At 61.9% G+C, this 15,612-nt stretch carries 16 protein-coding genes; 2 read left to right on the top strand and 14 right to left on the bottom strand.

The annotated features are described in order from the left end of the window. Window positions 1-1,170 (top strand): RNA-guided endonuclease InsQ/TnpB family protein (locus tag AB4Z48_RS37060; protein ID WP_441623332.1); only part of this gene is annotated, 1,170 nt, incomplete at its 5' end. 3 nt (window positions 1,171-1,173) lie between these two features. Here AB4Z48_RS37060 and AB4Z48_RS37055 read toward each other — a convergent pair. The 9 genes from AB4Z48_RS37055 to AB4Z48_RS37015 all read right to left on the bottom strand — a co-directional run bounded on the left by AB4Z48_RS37055 (window position 1,174) and on the right by AB4Z48_RS37015 (window position 10,359). Further along, window positions 1,174-1,671 carry a MarR family winged helix-turn-helix transcriptional regulator gene (locus AB4Z48_RS37055; RefSeq protein WP_441623330.1) on the bottom strand — a complete coding sequence of 166 codons (498 nt, stop codon included), beginning with the start codon at window positions 1,669-1,671 and terminating at the stop codon, window positions 1,174-1,176. A 477-nt stretch (window positions 1,672-2,148) separates the two neighbouring features. Then, complete coding sequence (locus tag AB4Z48_RS37050) at window positions 2,149-3,141, bottom strand: Bug family tripartite tricarboxylate transporter substrate binding protein (RefSeq protein ID WP_441623328.1); 993 nt, start codon at window positions 3,139-3,141, stop codon at window positions 2,149-2,151. 33 nt (window positions 3,142-3,174) lie between these two features. Further along, entirely contained in the window at window positions 3,175-4,374 is a 1,200-nt protein-coding gene (locus tag AB4Z48_RS37045) for a Gfo/Idh/MocA family protein (RefSeq protein WP_441623327.1), read from the bottom strand. Continuing rightward, window positions 4,371-5,345 (bottom strand): PDR/VanB family oxidoreductase, encoded by a 975-nt coding sequence (locus AB4Z48_RS37040; RefSeq protein ID WP_441623325.1) that lies wholly within the window; start codon window positions 5,343-5,345, stop codon window positions 4,371-4,373. The genes AB4Z48_RS37045 and AB4Z48_RS37040 overlap by 4 nt, the downstream gene beginning before the upstream one ends. A gap of 14 nt (window positions 5,346-5,359) precedes the next feature. Beyond that, entirely contained in the window at window positions 5,360-5,521 is a 162-nt protein-coding gene (locus AB4Z48_RS37035) for a hypothetical protein (protein ID WP_441623323.1), read from the bottom strand. A gap of 48 nt (window positions 5,522-5,569) precedes the next feature. Beyond that, window positions 5,570-6,559 (bottom strand): ABC transporter substrate-binding protein, encoded by a 990-nt coding sequence (locus AB4Z48_RS37030; RefSeq protein WP_441623321.1) that lies wholly within the window; start codon window positions 6,557-6,559, stop codon window positions 5,570-5,572. Between the two features lie 50 nt (window positions 6,560-6,609). Then, window positions 6,610-7,929 carry a Rieske 2Fe-2S domain-containing protein gene (locus AB4Z48_RS37025; protein WP_441623319.1) on the bottom strand — a complete coding sequence of 440 codons (1,320 nt, stop codon included), beginning with the start codon at window positions 7,927-7,929 and terminating at the stop codon, window positions 6,610-6,612. A 459-nt stretch (window positions 7,930-8,388) separates the two neighbouring features. Next, entirely contained in the window at window positions 8,389-9,699 is a 1,311-nt protein-coding gene (locus AB4Z48_RS37020; protein WP_441623317.1) for an NAD(P)/FAD-dependent oxidoreductase, read from the bottom strand. A 51-nt stretch (window positions 9,700-9,750) separates the two neighbouring features. Continuing rightward, on the bottom strand, window positions 9,751-10,359 hold the full coding sequence (locus AB4Z48_RS37015; RefSeq protein ID WP_441623315.1) for a hypothetical protein: 609 nt from the start codon (window positions 10,357-10,359) through the stop codon (window positions 9,751-9,753). A gap of 126 nt (window positions 10,360-10,485) precedes the next feature. On the opposite strand from AB4Z48_RS37015, the gene AB4Z48_RS37010 reads away from it, so the two are divergent. After that, entirely contained in the window at window positions 10,486-11,484 is a 999-nt protein-coding gene (locus AB4Z48_RS37010; protein WP_441623313.1) for a LysR family transcriptional regulator, read from the top strand. A gap of 60 nt (window positions 11,485-11,544) precedes the next feature. Here AB4Z48_RS37010 and AB4Z48_RS37005 read toward each other — a convergent pair whose 3' ends face one another. The 5 genes from AB4Z48_RS37005 to AB4Z48_RS36985 form a co-directional block, all read right to left on the bottom strand. Further along, window positions 11,545-12,465, bottom strand: a complete 921-nt coding sequence (locus tag AB4Z48_RS37005) for an HpcH/HpaI aldolase/citrate lyase family protein (RefSeq protein ID WP_441623311.1) — start codon at window positions 12,463-12,465, stop codon at window positions 11,545-11,547. A gap of 42 nt (window positions 12,466-12,507) precedes the next feature. Then, on the bottom strand, window positions 12,508-13,134 hold the full coding sequence (locus AB4Z48_RS37000) for an RraA family protein (protein WP_441623309.1): 627 nt from the start codon (window positions 13,132-13,134) through the stop codon (window positions 12,508-12,510). A gap of 22 nt (window positions 13,135-13,156) precedes the next feature. After that, window positions 13,157-14,407 (bottom strand): MFS transporter, encoded by a 1,251-nt coding sequence (locus AB4Z48_RS36995; protein WP_441623307.1) that lies wholly within the window; start codon window positions 14,405-14,407, stop codon window positions 13,157-13,159. Continuing rightward, window positions 14,329-14,508, bottom strand: a complete 180-nt coding sequence (locus AB4Z48_RS36990; RefSeq protein ID WP_441623305.1) for a hypothetical protein — start codon at window positions 14,506-14,508, stop codon at window positions 14,329-14,331. The genes AB4Z48_RS36995 and AB4Z48_RS36990 overlap by 79 nt, the downstream gene beginning before the upstream one ends. A 296-nt stretch (window positions 14,509-14,804) precedes the next feature. Then, on the bottom strand, window positions 14,805-15,602 hold the full coding sequence (locus tag AB4Z48_RS36985) for a FadR/GntR family transcriptional regulator (protein ID WP_441623303.1): 798 nt from the start codon (window positions 15,600-15,602) through the stop codon (window positions 14,805-14,807). Between the last annotated feature and the right edge of the window lie 10 nt (window positions 15,603-15,612).

Below are 15,612 nucleotides of genomic sequence, written 5' to 3'. Positions count from 1 at the left end.
GGCTCGAAGCCGAATGCACTGGCACTCAAGAAGCAATTCAACGCATTCAAATATGCCGARTTYCCCTGGCTGAAGGACATGCATCGTGACTCGCATGCGCAGCCCTTTGCCAATCTGAGCAAGGCCTGGAGCAAGTTCTTCGACGACGTAAAAAGGGGAAAGAATGCTTATCGCCCTGTCTTCAAGCGGAAGGGAGAGGCGCGCGATGCTTTCTACGTCGCCAACGACAAGCTGACCGTAGGTGAGAGGCAGGTACGTCTGCCCGTGCTGGGCAAGGTGAGGATGAAAGAGGCTCCGCGGTTCGGCGGCAAGATAATGGGCGCCACGGTGTCACGCGATGGCACACGCTGGTATCTGTCGCTGCAGCAGGAGGTGGACATATGCTGGATTGRGCCGGCGACTCGCCGCCCGGTCACCGGCGTCGACCTCAACGTCAAGGAAATCGTCTGCTCTGAYGGCAAACGTTATGMGACGCCGCGTGCGCTGAAGAAGGCGCAGAAGCGGTTGACGAGGTTGCAGCGGTCGGTGTCGCGCAAGATGGAAGCGCAGAARCAACGTATGGGCCTAGGTAAAAAGGGCCGGATTCCCAAGGGGGTGCGTCTTCTCCCGTCCAAGAACCGTGAGAAGGCATCGCGAAAGCTCGCTGATCAGCATCGAAAGATCAGGTGCATTCGCAATGACTTCACGCACAAGATGACGACCTCGCTCRCACGTGAAAACCAAACGTTGGGCATCGAGGACTTGTCTGTGCAGGGAATGACTGCAAGCGCCAAGGGGAGTGTCGACAAACCRGGAAGAAATGTCCGTCAAAAGGCTGGCCTGAACCGCGCCATTCTCGACGTGGCATTTGGGGAGATTCGTCGCCAGATCGAGTACAAGAGCACTTGGTATGGGACAACGCTAGTGACTGCGGATCGCTTCTTTCCTAGCTCAAAGCGTTGCTCATGCTGCGGCGAGGTAAATTCGGCTTTGACGTTAAGGGATCGAGAGTGGACTTGCGTAAGCTGTGACACGCGCCATGACAGAGACTTTAACGCGAGCGTCAACCTTGAACAAATGATTTCACTACCCGAGGCTGTCGGGAAAGTTAAGCCTGTCAGATACGAGCCTGGCCAGTCAGGAGGTTCGGGGCAGGAACCGGACGCGCACATTTGTGCACGTTTTGGATAGCAGCTACTCTATGTGGGCATCGGCACCGAGATTGTCGATCATCACAAGCAGCGCGCGGCGAGTCGTTTCCACTTCCTTTTCTGGAATGCCATTCAGGGCCAATGCGTTGACTTCTTCGGCAAGCGGAACAAGTAGCTTCTTCAATTTCTTGCCCAGAGGTGTCAGGAAAACGTAGATATTCTTGCGGTTGTCGGGTCGCTGTTCGAGGCTGACGTAACCCAGTTTCTCCATGGTCTTGAGCGCGACGACCGTGGTGGGTTCCATCACGCCGGCCTCTATGCTGAGCTCGCGCTTCGTGAGGCCGTCTCGCTCCCATAGGATGCGCAGGAAGGTCCAGTGCCCCAATTGCACATCGTGGCGGGCAAGCCTCGTCTGTAGCGCTCGCAGAAATCCCCGCGTCGCGTCCTTGACGAGATGCGCCATCCGGTCGTTGGGCACTCCTTCGTGCCAGTGCCGCAGCATGCGACTGGCAATTTCCGTCTCTCTGGTGTTTCTCGGCATGGAAAGGTCCGGACGGCTCTTCGAGAGGAAGAGCGGATTATCGCAAATCCGGCTCTGGCATAGGCCGCACGCCGGGGGCCGGTATGGCGCAGCGTGCGGATGAGGGTATCGCCGGCAGGATTTACTTATGATTCTAATATTAACATCATGCCAGGGATAACCAGCTTGGACATTCAACGGCACGTGGAGATTTGTCCAGCAAAAGCCGCAATGCGGATGACTACGTCACCGTAGGCAGAGCCTCAGCACGTTCCCGACGTGCGTCGATGCTGGGCGCGGGATCTACTGGTCATACGTGATAGCGCGGCCGGATGGCGGAGACGCCGATGCGTCCCCGCTCAAGACCCGAGGCGACCAACTCTACCGTTGTGCCATATGCTCGGTATTGCGCGCCGTGAATTTCATCGTTCTCCCGCAGGAGTTCGAACTGCGGGGACCTGCGATTGCATTTTCGATATCCGTACCGAGTGGAGAACTCTACTCCGCAACTACCTGGGCCACCTTGATGGCTTCGACATAGCGCGCTGTCTCGTCGCCGAGCGCCTTCGTGTAGTCCGCGCTCGACCCACCCACCGGCTCTATGCCTGCGATGTGCAACTGCGATATGACTTCGGGCATTTTGACGGCATTCGCGATGGCATCTGACATCTGCTTCACCACGGCATTAGGCGTTCCCGCGGCCGCGAGCACGCCGACTGTCACGGCATAGTCGTACCCGGGCACCACTTCCGAGATGGCCGGAATTTGCGGCGCAAGCTTGGATCGCTGCAGCGAGTTGGTGCCGAGGATCTTGACCTGGCCGGACTTCACGAAGCCCGATAGCGATGGCAACGCGGCGAAGACCACCTGCACCTGGTCCCCGATCAGCGCCGGGACGGATTGGCCGGAGCCGCGGAAGGGGATGTGCTTGATATCGAGCTTGAGTGCGGCTTTCAGCGCTTCCATCGATAGTTGATGGGTKCTCCCTATGCCGGAAGAGCCGTAATTGAGTTGCCCCGGCTTCGACTTTGCGAGCGCAATAAAGGATTGGAGCGAGTTCGCCGGCACACTGGCATTGACGGCTAGAAAGAGCGGAGATCTCGCCGCCAATGACACCGGCACGAAATCGCGCTTGGGCTCATAGGACAGATCTTTGTAGATCACAGGGTTGATTGTCATCATTGACCCATCAGTGACCAGAAAGGTATAGCCGTCGGCGGGACTCGTTTTGAGCGCCTGCGCGGCCACGACACCATTGGCGCCGGGACGATTCTCGACCACGAACGGCTTGCCCAGCCGTTGTGTCAATTGCTGCGACAGCACACGAGCAACGGTGTCAGGCAGGCCACCTGGCGCATAAGGAACGATCAGCCGGACCGCCTTGTTAGGCCAGGCATCGGGGCTTGCCAGAGCCGTCGTTGGGGCGAATGCGGCGGCCGCCAGGCACAGGCACAGCCTGCGCCGTGTGAGATGGTTTGTGGGGCGTCTCATTTCTTGTCTCCTCTCTTTTTATATAGGGCACTGCTAGACCGGCCAAGCCTGATGGGGCAACTCGATGTCCCGGGCCTCGCGCGCCGAGGCCAGCATCGCGAGACAGACCGCGAGCGTAGCCTTTGCCCAGGGCCCGTCGTGGCGTGGGCGCCGTCCGTGTACGACGGCGTCAATCAATTCGTCAATGACCTCGAATCGTGGCACCGCCGGCGCTGGCAGCGGGATGTGTTCGCGTTCCCGATCACCATAGACCCAGATCCCGTCGGGCATGGGGCGGATGTCGGCGTGCTCGCAGCTGACAATAACAGGGCCGAAGTGCTGGTTGGCGAGTGGGGGTTGGGCGCTGGCCGGCGGTGTCCACGAAGGGCCGCCGTAGGTGGCGTCTGCCTTTAGTCGTGCTTCCGCCTCGGCCGAGCCGATGCCGGCCAGCCTGCGGCGCGCCTTTCCATAGTCCTCGTCGTGGGCTGAGAAACCCATTTCGGTGAATTCGCCGTTCCAGGGGTCCGAATTGAAACGGCCATAGCCGCTATAGGTCAGGGAGGCATAGCTTCCGTTCTCAAACCAGAGCATGGCGGAATATGCACCTTCCGTCGGTCTGGCTGGATCCCATTGCCCGAGTGTCGCCCTGACCCGACTGGCCGGGGATCCGGCGAGCAGGCGGACCACGTCGACCTGGTGCGCCGCCTGGCTGAAGACGACCCCACCGCCAGCCTCGGTCTGAAGTTCCTCTGGGCGTCGCGGCCGGTACATAAAGTCCGTGTAGTTCAGCGCATGGATCATCCGCACTGCGCCGAAGCGGCCCGAGTCGAGGAGGCGACGGGTGTGCAGATAGGGGGAATCGAAGCTGTGGCAATGCCCGACGATCATTTGCACTCCAGCACGGGCGCACGCCTCGATCATCTGGTCGCACTCCGCCGTCGACAATGCCATCGGCTTCTCGACCAGCAGGTGCTTCCCATTCGCCGCGGCAAGGCATGCGTGGGCGGCGTGGAACTGATGTGGACTGGCAATGTAGACGGCATCGATATCGGGCGAGAGCGCCATCTCGGACAGGTCCTCGTATACCGGGGCGCCGAAATCGCGCGCAAATTGCCGGCGCGCAGTGTCACGCGGGTCGCAGGCGGCGGCGAGGACGATGCGGTCGTCTGCAAGGAAAGTCGGCAGCATGAGTGAGAACGCGCGGCCGAGTCCGACGACGCCCAGGCGCACCTTTCCGTCAGGTTTGCGTTTCATAGCTTGATCACCAGTTCGGCGCTCTTCGCCCGCGAGACGCAGATCATCACTTGGCTTTCCATCTCTTCCGGCATCAGGACCATGTCACGGTGGTCCGCCTCGCCCGCCACCAGTGTGGTGCGGCAGGTACCGCAGGTTCCGCTCTCGCAGGAAGACGGCACGTCACAGCCATGCTGGCGCAGGACATTCAGAATACTCATGCCCACCGGAACCTCGAAGCGCTGCCCAGTGCTGTTCAGCACGATATCGAACGGCTTGTCGTCCGCGCGCACCTCGCCCCCTTCGTTGAAGCTTTCAAAGTGGATCTTCGTGGCGGGCCAGTGACCCGACATGTCACGCACGGCGTCCATCAGCCCCCGCGGGCCGCAGCAGTAGATGTGGGTGTCGCACGGCCTCTCCAGCACCGGCCACAGGTCGAATGCCTTGTCGGGACTCCCGAAGTCATGATGGATCTTCACCTTGCCCCGGAGTTCGGGTGCCTGCAACTCATCCAGGAACGCGGCGGTCTCCGGTGAGCGCGTGAAATAGTAGAGCTTCCACTTGGCCGTCGACAGTTCGCCAAAGCTGCGGATCATCGACAGGATGGGCGTGATGCCGATGCCACCGGCGATGAAGATGAATGCCTTGGCATTGTCGACGAGGGGAAATGCGTTCTCCGGCACGCCAACGGGAATCAGGTCGCCTTCCCTGGCGTCGTCGCAAAGACTGATGGAGCCGCCCTTCCCGTTGGCGTCACGCTTCACGGTGATGATGTAGCGGTGACGTTCCGCGGGGTCGTTGCACAGCGAGTACTTCCTCAGCAGGCCGTTGGGCGCCTGCACCTTGATATGCGAGCCCGGCGTGAAGGGCGGCAGGTCGGCGCCATCGGGCAGCACGAACTCGAAGCTGCGGATACCCTCCGCCGCATCATGGATGCGTGTGATGCGCAGGAGCATCTGCGTATCAGAGTGGGGCTGTGTGATGGTCGTCATAAGTCTCTCTCTCGTCAGGCGTCGAATCGCATCGACAGGTCGATGGCGCGTACGTCCTTGGTCAGCTCAACCGCCACGAACTGAGCCGTCCAGTCTGTGCGCTCGATGTCCTCCCGCAGGGCATCCTCGACATTGCGATGAAGCGCCTGCTCGAGGCTCTCGTTGTACTCGAACATCCTTGCTCCCAGGGGCGCGCGTCTCGACACGAGTCACGCGCGATTTTGTCAAATGCTGTATGACTCATAGGTGGACGGGTGGAAGATATCTTCCACCGGCACCAGGCGCTCGGACAGTCCTTGACCATGGTGATGCCGCACGAAGGTTTCCAGAGTCCGGCGGTTCGCTTGAACACCATAGGACCAGTAGTCCTCGCCGAGTGTCTCGCGAGCGGCCTTCAGCATCTCCTCGACAAAGGGCATCGTCACCTTCGTCGCCGACGTGTCGGACAGCTGTGCGAGTGCGTGGGCCTTGGACTGGCTGAAGGCCTTGAACACCGCGCCGGGAAGCCAGGGATGGGCTTGCACCAGTGTCTTCCGGACGCCAACCACGTGCATGATCGGAAAGACACCCGTGCGACGGAAATAGTCCTTGGCGTCCGCGGTAGGGTCATCGAACAACCAGGCAATGTTCTCGTTGCGCAATGCCGTGGCGCTAGGCGGCCGGGGGGCGATGAATCCATCGATTTCGCCGCGGTCGAGCATGTCCGAGATCGTGCGTCCTTCCGGCGCGGCCTCGACGCGAACGTCGGCCGGCAACTCGAGCTTGACCTTCTCAGGGCGGCCCGGCGTATCGATGCCGCCGCGCACCCACGTGACGTCGGACGGGCGGACACCGAACTCGTCCTGGRGGAGCGCTCGCGCCCATACGATTGCGGTGAGCTGGTATTCGGGGATGCCGATGCGGCAGCCCTTCAAGTCTTCAGGCCGCTTTATGCGGTCCTTGCGAACATAGATCGATGTATGGCGGAAAGCGCGCGAGAGAAAGACGGGGACGGCGATGTACGGGCAGTCGCCTCGCGAGTGCTTGACCAGGTAGCTCGAGAAGGAAAGCTCCGTGATATCGAAGTCCTGGCTGCGCATCGCCCGGAAGAACATCTCCTCCGGGTTGAGCGTCATGTAGACCGGATCGACACCGTCGATCTGGACCCGACCATCGAGCAGGGCGCGGGTACGGTCATAGTCGCCCATGGCGACGGAAAGGCGTAGTTTTGTCATTGTGTGATGGCCTTGGGGGCGGGGTCTGACGAATGAGGCGGCGCCGAGAGCTATGCCCTGATCGAGTAAGAGGGTTCGAGCTCCGGCCGCTCCTGACCATCCGCCCATACATAGGAGACATCGAAGGTCCGCCAGTCGTCCGTCTTCGGCACGACGGCCTGGAACGCGCAGATGTCGGGCGCAATCACGTTGGCGCCGGTGCCGATCGCGTCGCTGCCTGCCTGGAAGGCCTTGACGGCATCCAGCATCTGCTTGCGGAACTCGACGATGGCGAGGTCGCTGGCGCCGAGCCGATCATGGGTTCGGTCCGCAATCGGCCCCATCGTCAGCCACATTGCCACGTCCTGGTTGGGAAAGCCCGAGATGCCGGTGAAGTTGCCAGCTTTCATGGCCTGTCGATCCTGCCAGAAGCGGTTTTCCGTATTGCGCAGCGGCCGATAGTACGGGTCCAGGTCCACGCCCACGGTCTGGCGGAGGAACTTGCGCCAGGATTCGGTCTCGGGTGTCTGCGCAGGATGGCCCCAGGCAATGAAGTAGAACGCCGTGTTCGTGTCATCCATCGGGACGTTGACGTTGGCGACGTTGTAGAGATTGTTCGGAGGAATCAGTGCCGTCGCAGGGGCAACGAACACGGTCGAGCGGACATAGTCGTGGGTCTGCGCCTGGTGGATGGGCCGGCGGATGGCGGCATACCGGAACCCGTAGCTGCCGCGCTGCACCTGCAGGCGCGGCGCCTTGTCGGTCGACGGGCGCAGCCAGAGGTTGGCGGTGGCCTTTGCGCCGTTCACCCGCGCCGGAACTATGTCGGAGCTGTGCAGGCTGGAACTGTGGGCCGAATCGATCGCTCCTTCGAGCACCTGCGCCCAGTTGCAGGGCAGGAGCACCTTGGCAATGCTCACGCGGGCGTCTTCAGTCGGCGCCCATGGTGGCGGCGTGAATTCCGGTACCGATTCCGCCGGGCCCATATACGCCCAGACCATCTCACCCCATTCCTTGGTGGGATACGCCTTATGCTTGACCTTTTCTGCCATGCAGCTCGAGGTGGGCTCCGAAACCATCTCCAGCACATTGCCTTCGACGTCCATCTTCCAGCCGTGGTAGAGGCAGCGCAATCCGCCTTCTTCGTTGCGGCCGTAGACCAGAGAGGCTCGACGGTGTGGGCAGTACTCGTCCATCACGCCGACTCGACCATCGCTGTCGCGGAATACCACCAAGTCCTCCCCGAAGACGCGCGCTTTCACGGGCGCACCGTCAGGCTCCGAGACCTCCTCGATCAGGCAGACCGGCGTCCAGTGTCGTCGCATCAACTGCCCCATCGGCGCCTCACCTTCAACTCGACACAGCAGTTCGTTTTCTTCCTTGGTGATCATTGCATCGCACTCCTGGCGGACGTCTCCCCGTTAGGGTCGGTCGCGCATATCGCTTGTTTTCGAGAAAAAGCTTAGTGAACTAAGCATAATGAGGCGAGACGGCGATGACAAGAAGGCAGTATGGAAACCAAGGGAAAATACTTAGAGGAATAAGTATTATTGCCGTGCGAGAGCTCAAAGTGGCTTAGACGTTGCCACTGAGCGCGTGGGCGGTGTCGCAGGATTGGCCAAGGGGCATTCACCGCGTGAGCGGGCGCGTCTGACGAGCCGCAGGCGTCACAAAGGGACGCTGCACTGCGCTAGCAATGGATGAGGAGTGGAGCGTAGGGTCGCTTTGTCCGTCTTTGTTTGATGCTTGCCGGCAGGCTCTTACCTCCGCGATTCGACAACGAGCCTAAGGGGTGCCAAGCCTTGAGGCCGCAGGACAAAGCAAAAAAGTTGGACTGCTGCGCAATGGCGTCAATGCAATCGCGACCCTGCCGCAAGCAAGCGCTCCAAGCCCTGGGCCAATGTCATGCCTAAGGCTCGCAGCCAGCCGTGGATGTTTATCACGTGCCGCCGATAGATAGCGTGGTGGAGCAAGGCCGCGAGTCTGCCTTCGACATGCCAGCCGTCATCCTTGCCCGGCGTGGCGGCTAGCTTTGCAATCGTGCTGCTGCCCGCCAGGGCGACCAGGGAGCCGTGGTCGCGGTAACGAAATCCCGCGGCCGATTTGCCGGCGAGGTGCTGTGGCAATGCTTTGGCAAGATATAGCGCTTGCTGGTATGCGACCTGCGCCCGGGTAGGAAGCTCGGCCTCTAGGTCCCGCAACCTGCAGCTTGCGCAGTCGCCAATCGCATAGATATGCTCGTCGACGACACACTGCAATGTGGGCAGAACGCGAATTTGTCCTTTCGCATTGACCGGCAACTGGAATGTGCCGAGAAGCGCAGGCGCGGCAACGCCCGCCGCCCAGATGACAATATCCGTCGGCATCGGCGGCTGTCCTGCGACTGTCAGGCCATCCTGGCTGACCGACGTCACCTTGGCGTTGCATTGGACTCGGATGTTCAGGCTCGCCAGTTGCTCGCCGACGCGCGCGGCGATCCGTGTACCCATGCCTGGGAGAACGGCAGGAGATGCTTCAATCAGGCAAATATCCACGCCCGCCACCGGGTCGAGCCGGTGGATGCCATAGCGATTCAGTACTCGAGATGTTCTACGCAACTGGGCTGCAAGCTGGACACCGGTGGCACCAGCGCCAACGATGGCGACTCGCATCTTGGCGCTCTGCGCTTGTTGCTGAGTGTCGGCCAGCGCGGTACGACGGCGCAAGGCGGTAAATACGCGCTCACGCACTTCCTCCGCGCTACTGACGCTGTCCAGCGTCAAGGCGTGCTCCCTTGCTCCCGGCACGCCAAAGTACTGGGTGACACCGCCAACAGCGAGCACCAGTTTATCGTAGGCAATGGACTGGACCTGGCCATTCTCGCCGTCTCCCGTGCCGGAGAGAGCAATGGAGATGGTGCGGTTGCTACGATCTACCGCTTGCAGTTCGCCTTGTACAAAGCGAAACCGATGACGTTCAGCCTGCAGGGCGAAGGAGGTATGGTGGACAACGGGCTCAAGGCGACCTGCAGCCACCTCATGTAGCAAGGGCTTCCACAGATGCGTGGGACTACGATCGATCAGAATGACTTCGGCTAGGCCGCGCTTGCCAAGACGCCGGCCGAGGCGCGTGGCCACCTGTAGTCCTGCGGCGCCGCCGCCGACGATAACGATCTTTCTCATGGGAATCTCCGCAATTTGGGTCTTGCAAGCCGTGGCACGCAGGCTGACGATCTAGCTCACTGCCGGCACAGCTGTGGCGCGGCAAGCGCTATGGGAAGGGGACAGGCCATTCGCGATCAACTCCAGCGTGTGGAAGTCCGGCCAGACCGCGCCGGTGGAGTTCGGAAGCGTTGTCCCCTCATATTGCGGCACGTCGCTGCCTTCCGGCTGTACGGCAGCGGTATGCATCCCAATGGATTTGGCGGCGCGCAGGCTGCTTTGCGTGGCGCAGATCAGCAACGCGCGGTGCGCCGGCACGCCTGTTGTGCGCAGTATCAGCCTGTAGAGATCAGCTTCTGTCTCTCTGGAGGATAGGGCGTCGGCAGTGGCGACCACGGTGAAACGATCGGGCCAGTCCGGTCCGATGGCGGCGTCGAGCAGCCCACACAGTATCCGCGACGAGATGGGGGCCGCGAGTGCCAGTCGAGCACCATCCATCTCAGCGCTATGCATGAGTGCTGCTGCCTGGGCGCGGATGCGGATGCCACAGCCGTCGCGATAGGTCGCTTGTTGCGAGTGAGCGGAGCCGCCTTTTTGCGAAGCGTTATCAATACCGTACCTTAGTTCGTCCGCCCGGATGAGCACATCGTCCAGGGTAAGCACTAGCAATTCAAGCGACATCTTCCGTCCCCTATGCACTGCGTTTTTCGATACGCGGACGCGATTGCGTTTCCGGTCAGAGCACTATAAGGTAGCCGCTTCATATTGAAAAATTAGTTTATAAAACCGACTGATAGGTTTTCTACTATGAATAGAACCACCACTTTTCGGCAGCTCAACGCCATCGATGCCATTGCCCGCCTGGGTGGTGTATCTCGGGCAGCGGAGGAGCTGCACATCACGCAGCCCACGGTGTCGCTGCAGCTCAAGTTGCTGGAGGAGGCCATCGGGGCGCCACTGGTGCAGCGTGCGGGCCGGGGTATGCAACTCACGCCTGCGGGCGAGGTGATGGCCGGCTACGCCGGGCAGATACTGCGGCTCTGGCGCGACGCCACCGAGGAGGTGGCGGCGCTCAAGGGCAGTCTCGCGGGGACGCTCCGGGTGGGTGCCATCACGACTGCGGAATACCTGCTGCCATCGATGCTGGTGGCATTCACGGCGGACAGCCCAGATGTCAAGATCAAGCTTCATGTCGGCAATCGCGAGGAGATCGTCCGCATGCTCGCGATGCATGAGATCGACCTCGCCATCATTGGCCGGCCACCCACGGATATCCGCACTCATGCGACCGCCTTTGCCAAGCATCCGATGGCGTTTATCGCGGCACCGGACCATCCGCTGATGTCGCGCCGCCATCTCACCCTGCAAGATCTGGTAGAGGAGAATTTGCTGGTGCGCGAACGCGGCTCGGGGACGCGCAACACCGTGGAGCGTCTTTTCAAGGAGGCGGGTCTGCGGCTGCCTCGGGGTTCCGAGCTTTCCAGCAACGCGGCCATCAAGCGGATGGTGTCTGCGGGCCTGGGCGTAGCGTTTCTATCTCTGCACGCGTGCACACTGGAGTTCCAGGCAGGGCTGATCGGACTTCTGCCGCTGCAAGGCAATCCCATCGAGCGCGACTGGTATGTGTTGAACCTGCCGGGTGTACGCCTGCCGCGCGTGGCGGTTGCCTTCCGGGCCTATCTGGTGGAGCAGGGCCAGGCGGAGATCAACCGGCAACTGGAGTCATTCGACGTGATATTGCGCCGGCTGCATGCGCGCGCGCGGCGCATGCGCAAGGCAACGCCCATAGCGGGCGAGTCTGCCTGAACGGCTGGTGGGAAGGGGCGCGCCGGGATGCATCTTGTCCCTGCCGTGCTCCCGGCGGCGCTAGGAGGAAGCCGTTTCGCCGCTGTCCAGCGCCCATTGCCGGAAACTGGCGTCGCGCGCCAATAGCCTGCGCGCGGTGTTGTAGTCTGGCGGGTCCACCCGCGCGCCCTCGGCGGGCCGACCATCGCGAACCGCCTCGTACCTGCGGACATTATCCTGCGCTTGCACGACCTGTTGCGCAGACGGTGTGAACGCCGCGTGGATGGCGGCGATTTGATGCGGATACACGGTGCATTTTGCCTTGAGCCCAATCCGGCGGGCCCAGGCCAGGTCGGCCGACAGCGCGGTGGGATCCTGGTAGTTGAACGGGCAGTCGATCGGCACGCAGCCTGCGGCAATGCAATCGACCAGGAAGCGCGCGCGGATATGGTGCAACTCGATGCCGTCCTGGGCGCGTACCGCATCCAGATCCGCGCTCAGGTCCTCGGCCGCCAGCAGGCAGGCGCTGATCCGCTTGCTGGCCGACAGGATAGCGGCGGCGCAGACGATGCCGCGCGCGGATTCCAGTGTCGGTACGATCTCCGTTTGCCGGGGCGCTACGCCGAATTCGCGCTCCAACCTGGTGATTTCCTGGTCAAGTAACTCGATCTGCTCCGCCGTTTCCGTGTGGGGAAGGAAGATGGCGGCGGGCGCGCCTGGCATGACGCTGCGCAGGTCGTCCCGTCCATCGCCATCGAGCTTGTTGATGCGCACGGCACCGACGATACCGCGCGCGCGGCATTCGGCCATCAAGGCAACGATCCGCGCGCGCGCTGCGGGGCGGTCTGCAGGGCTGGTGAATTCTTCGAGGTCGGCGACCACCACATCGGGGCCGCTCTCCATCGCGGTGTGCTGAAGTACCGGGTCCAGGCCCGGCACGAAGATCCAGCTGCGCCGCAGCGCTGCCGGTCGCGTCGCCACACGTTGGGGCTGGGTGCTCATGAGGAATCTCGCATTCTGTATTGCATTGAGATCGGGCGGCAATCAGGCGCCCTGGAACAGTACGGTAGCAGCGGCCTCACCCGCCCGCAGGCGCGCCAGGATGGCGGGCTCGGCTTCATCGGACGCCAGTGCCTGGTCAATGATGCCGGCGGCCACATCCGAGGCCAGGAATACCACGCCGTTGTCGTCCGCCAGGACGAAGTCGCCGGGATTGACGGTGACACCGCCACAGATCACCGGCTCGTTGACGGCGCTGCGGCCTTCATCGATCCGCTTCGTGGTGAGGGCGCTGGTGCCCCGCGCGAACACCGGTATCCCCATCGCACGCAGTTCCAGGATATCTGTTGTCACGCCATCCACCACGATGCCTTTGGCGCCCGCGCACAATGCGGCGGTGCCGGTAACCGCGCCAACCGGCGCGTGGGCGTGATCGCCGCAGGCGTCGATCACCAGTACGTCGCCGGGCGCGAGGCGGGCCAGCGCGCGGTTCACGGCAATGGCATTGGGTGTGGCCAGGCGCAGGGTGACGGCACGGCCAACAAACTTCACATTGGGCGTGAGCGCCCGGATTTCGTGGCTCGCAAAGCCATCTTCAAGGAAGTGCCCGAGTGTGGGAAAGCTTACGCGTTCAAGCCGGCTCAGTAGCGCGACGTCGAGGTTGATTTGCATGGTATCGGTCCGGCAATGCGGTTCAGGACAGCGAGGTCTTGGCATCCATCGGGGAGGCCGGGGCAGACGCCTCCTTCCTCAGTGTCTCGGCAAGCAGTAGCAGCGCCACGGCGGAAATCAGCGCGGACCCGATCATGTACCACGCCACCGACGAGCCGCGGCCCGTGGCGGACAGCAGCGCCGTTGTGATGATCGGCGTGGCCGCGCTGCCCAGCAGACCGGACAGCATGTAGCTGATCGACAGGCCGGAGTAACGCACCTTGGTGCCGAACAACTCGGCCAGGAAGGTCGCGATGGGACCGTAGTTGGCGGCGAAAGCGGCCATCATCAGCAGGTAGCCAAACAAGGCGAAGGCAAACACCTTGGTGTCGAGCAGCCAGAACAGCGGGAAGGCGAGTAGTGCCTCGGCAAGTATCCCGCCAATGATCACGGGCTTGCGGCCGATCTTGTCGGAGAGCAGGCCGAACAGAGGCAGCAGCACCACGCAAAGCGCGCACGCGATCAGTGCGATCGATAGCATCTGGTTGCGCGAGAAACCCAGCGTCTGGGTGCCGTAGGTGAGGCCAAAGGCGACGATCAGGTTGAAAGCCGTGCCGGTGGACATGGTAGCAATGCCGCCCAGCAGGACCTGCTTCCACGATTTGGTCAGAACTTCGGCCAGGGGAATCTTGACTTGCGCGGCACTGGCCTTGACCTTGCTGAACGACGGCGTCTCGGAGGTATTCAGTCGAATGTACATGCCCACGCCGACCAGCAATACGCTGGCCAGGAATGGGATGCGCCAGCCCCAGGACAACAGGGCCTCATTGGACATCACCGTATTGCTGAGCAGAAATGCCAGGTTGGCAATTAGCGTGCCGGCAGGGACGCCGATCTGCACCCATGAGCCATAGAGCCCGCGCCGGTTGGCCGGTGCATGTTCCACCGCCATCAACACTGCGCCGCCCCACTCACCCCCCAGCGCAAGGCCTTGGATGACGCGCAGGGTCAGCAGGAGAATGGGCGCCCAGATACCGATCGAGTGGTAGTCCGGCAGCAGGCCGATGGCGAACGTGGCCGTGCCCATCATGATGAGCGAGACCAGCAGCATGGACTTGCGGCCCACCTTGTCGCCGAAATGCCCAAACAGCGCGGCGCCGACCATGCGGGCTATATAGGCCGAGGCAAAGGTCCCGAAGGCCAGCAACGTTCCGGTCAGCGGGTCGAAGGCGGGGAAGAAGACCTTGTTAAAGACCAGGGCCGAAGCCGTGGCGAAATAAACAGGTCGTACCACTCGACCGTCGTGCCGATGACGCTGGCGGCGGCGATCTTTTTCATATTGCGGGGTGGCTGACCGGTTTCCGGCGAGATGATGGGGGCGTTGTCGGTGTTCATGTGGCTTCCTGAATGGCGCGCAAAGGCGTTTTCGACCGGGTGGTCAGACCAATATATCGTAGACGACCAGAAAAACCAGGGTAATAGGTAGTTTCTCTAGGTCTGGTGGGCGGGTGGTCCGGCCTGTTTGGTCGTCTGATGTACCGTTTTCCCGAACACGCAATCTGTGTGCCAGCCAAAAAAGTACTTTATTGGACTCTTTTAAACCAAGTTGATGCGCATGCGTGGTGCGCGTGGAGGCTGGCGGGAGCGGGGGATGGTCAGGTTTGCCCTGGATGGGTGCGAAGGGTAGGGGGTTATGACCCGGCTGGCCCCGGGTCCGGCAGGTCTATTCGGCAATATGCTCGATCTCTTTCCGAGAGGCGGGAGACGATTGCCAGCAGGTGGAAAGCCATGGCATGGCGTGCCCGTATGGGGTCGCGGGCCACGATGGCGGTTACGATCCGGTCGTGTTCACCTACCGCAGCGCGCCAGGCCGATGCGTCCACAAAGTGCTTATCCAGGCGCTTGTATAGCGGGCTGACTTCGCAAAGATCCCAGACATGCGTGACGACTGATGCCAGGGCGGCATTTCCGCAGGCATCGGCGATGGCTTCGTGGAAAGCCCGGTCGTGGGCGAAGTCGTCGGCTTCCGGAGATTGATCGGGATTCATCTGCCGGTGCGCTTCTTCGATGGCGGCGATCTGCTCTGGCGTGCCGTGCTGGGCCGCCAGGGCGGCACACTCCGGTTCGAACAGGGTGCGTGTTTCCAGCAACTCAAACGGACTGGCTTCCAGCGCGGCTCCAAGGCGGCTGTCGATTTCCGTGCTGGCGTCCGATGCTGGCTCGGTGCCATTCGCGGTGTTCACCCCGGTCTCCTTGGGTTCCAGCACGAAGACGCCGCTACCGACGCGCACTTCGATATAGCCGCCGATTTCAAGGGCGATCAGCGCTTCGCGCAGCGTCGAGCGCGCGACGTTGAGCTGCTCGGCGAGCTCGCGCTCGGCCGGCAGGCGCTCACCCGGGGCAAATTCGCCGGCACTGATTTTCCTGGCAATCTGGTCTGCGATCAGCCGGTAGAGGCGCTGAGCTGAAACTGCTTGAAGGGATGACATTGGAATGGGT

It is taken from the genome of Cupriavidus sp. 2TAF22 (assembly GCF_052115045.1).
Lineage (GTDB): Bacteria > Pseudomonadota > Gammaproteobacteria > Burkholderiales > Burkholderiaceae > Cupriavidus.
Note: the sequence above shows the minus strand (reverse complement) of the source record. Positions and strands in the feature narration are given on the sequence as shown.

Excerpts from the sequence above, each read along its gene's own strand:
- AB4Z48_RS37055 (WP_441623330.1), bottom strand. The coding sequence starts at position 1,671 with ATGCCGAGAAACACCAGAGAGACGGAAATTGCCAGTCGCATGCTGCGG.
- AB4Z48_RS37045 (WP_441623327.1), bottom strand. The coding sequence starts at position 4,374 with ATGAAACGCAAACCTGACGGAAAGGTGCGCCTGGGCGTCGTCGGACTC.
- AB4Z48_RS37040 (WP_441623325.1), bottom strand. The coding sequence starts at position 5,345 with ATGACGACCATCACACAGCCCCACTCTGATACGCAGATGCTCCTGCGC.
- AB4Z48_RS37035 (WP_441623323.1), bottom strand. The coding sequence starts at position 5,521 with ATGTTCGAGTACAACGAGAGCCTCGAGCAGGCGCTTCATCGCAATGTC.
- AB4Z48_RS37025 (WP_441623319.1), bottom strand. The coding sequence starts at position 7,929 with ATGATCACCAAGGAAGAAAACGAACTGCTGTGTCGAGTTGAAGGTGAG.
- AB4Z48_RS37020 (WP_441623317.1), bottom strand. The coding sequence starts at position 9,699 with ATGAGAAAGATCGTTATCGTCGGCGGCGGCGCCGCAGGACTACAGGTG.
- AB4Z48_RS37015 (WP_441623315.1), bottom strand. The coding sequence starts at position 10,359 with ATGTCGCTTGAATTGCTAGTGCTTACCCTGGACGATGTGCTCATCCGG.
- AB4Z48_RS37010 (WP_441623313.1), top strand. The coding sequence starts at position 10,486 with ATGAATAGAACCACCACTTTTCGGCAGCTCAACGCCATCGATGCCATT.
- AB4Z48_RS37005 (WP_441623311.1), bottom strand. The coding sequence starts at position 12,465 with ATGAGCACCCAGCCCCAACGTGTGGCGACGCGACCGGCAGCGCTGCGG.
- AB4Z48_RS37000 (WP_441623309.1), bottom strand. The coding sequence starts at position 13,134 with ATGCAAATCAACCTCGACGTCGCGCTACTGAGCCGGCTTGAACGCGTA.
- AB4Z48_RS36990 (WP_441623305.1), bottom strand. The coding sequence starts at position 14,508 with ATGAACACCGACAACGCCCCCATCATCTCGCCGGAAACCGGTCAGCCA.
- AB4Z48_RS36985 (WP_441623303.1), bottom strand. The coding sequence starts at position 15,602 with ATGTCATCCCTTCAAGCAGTTTCAGCTCAGCGCCTCTACCGGCTGATC.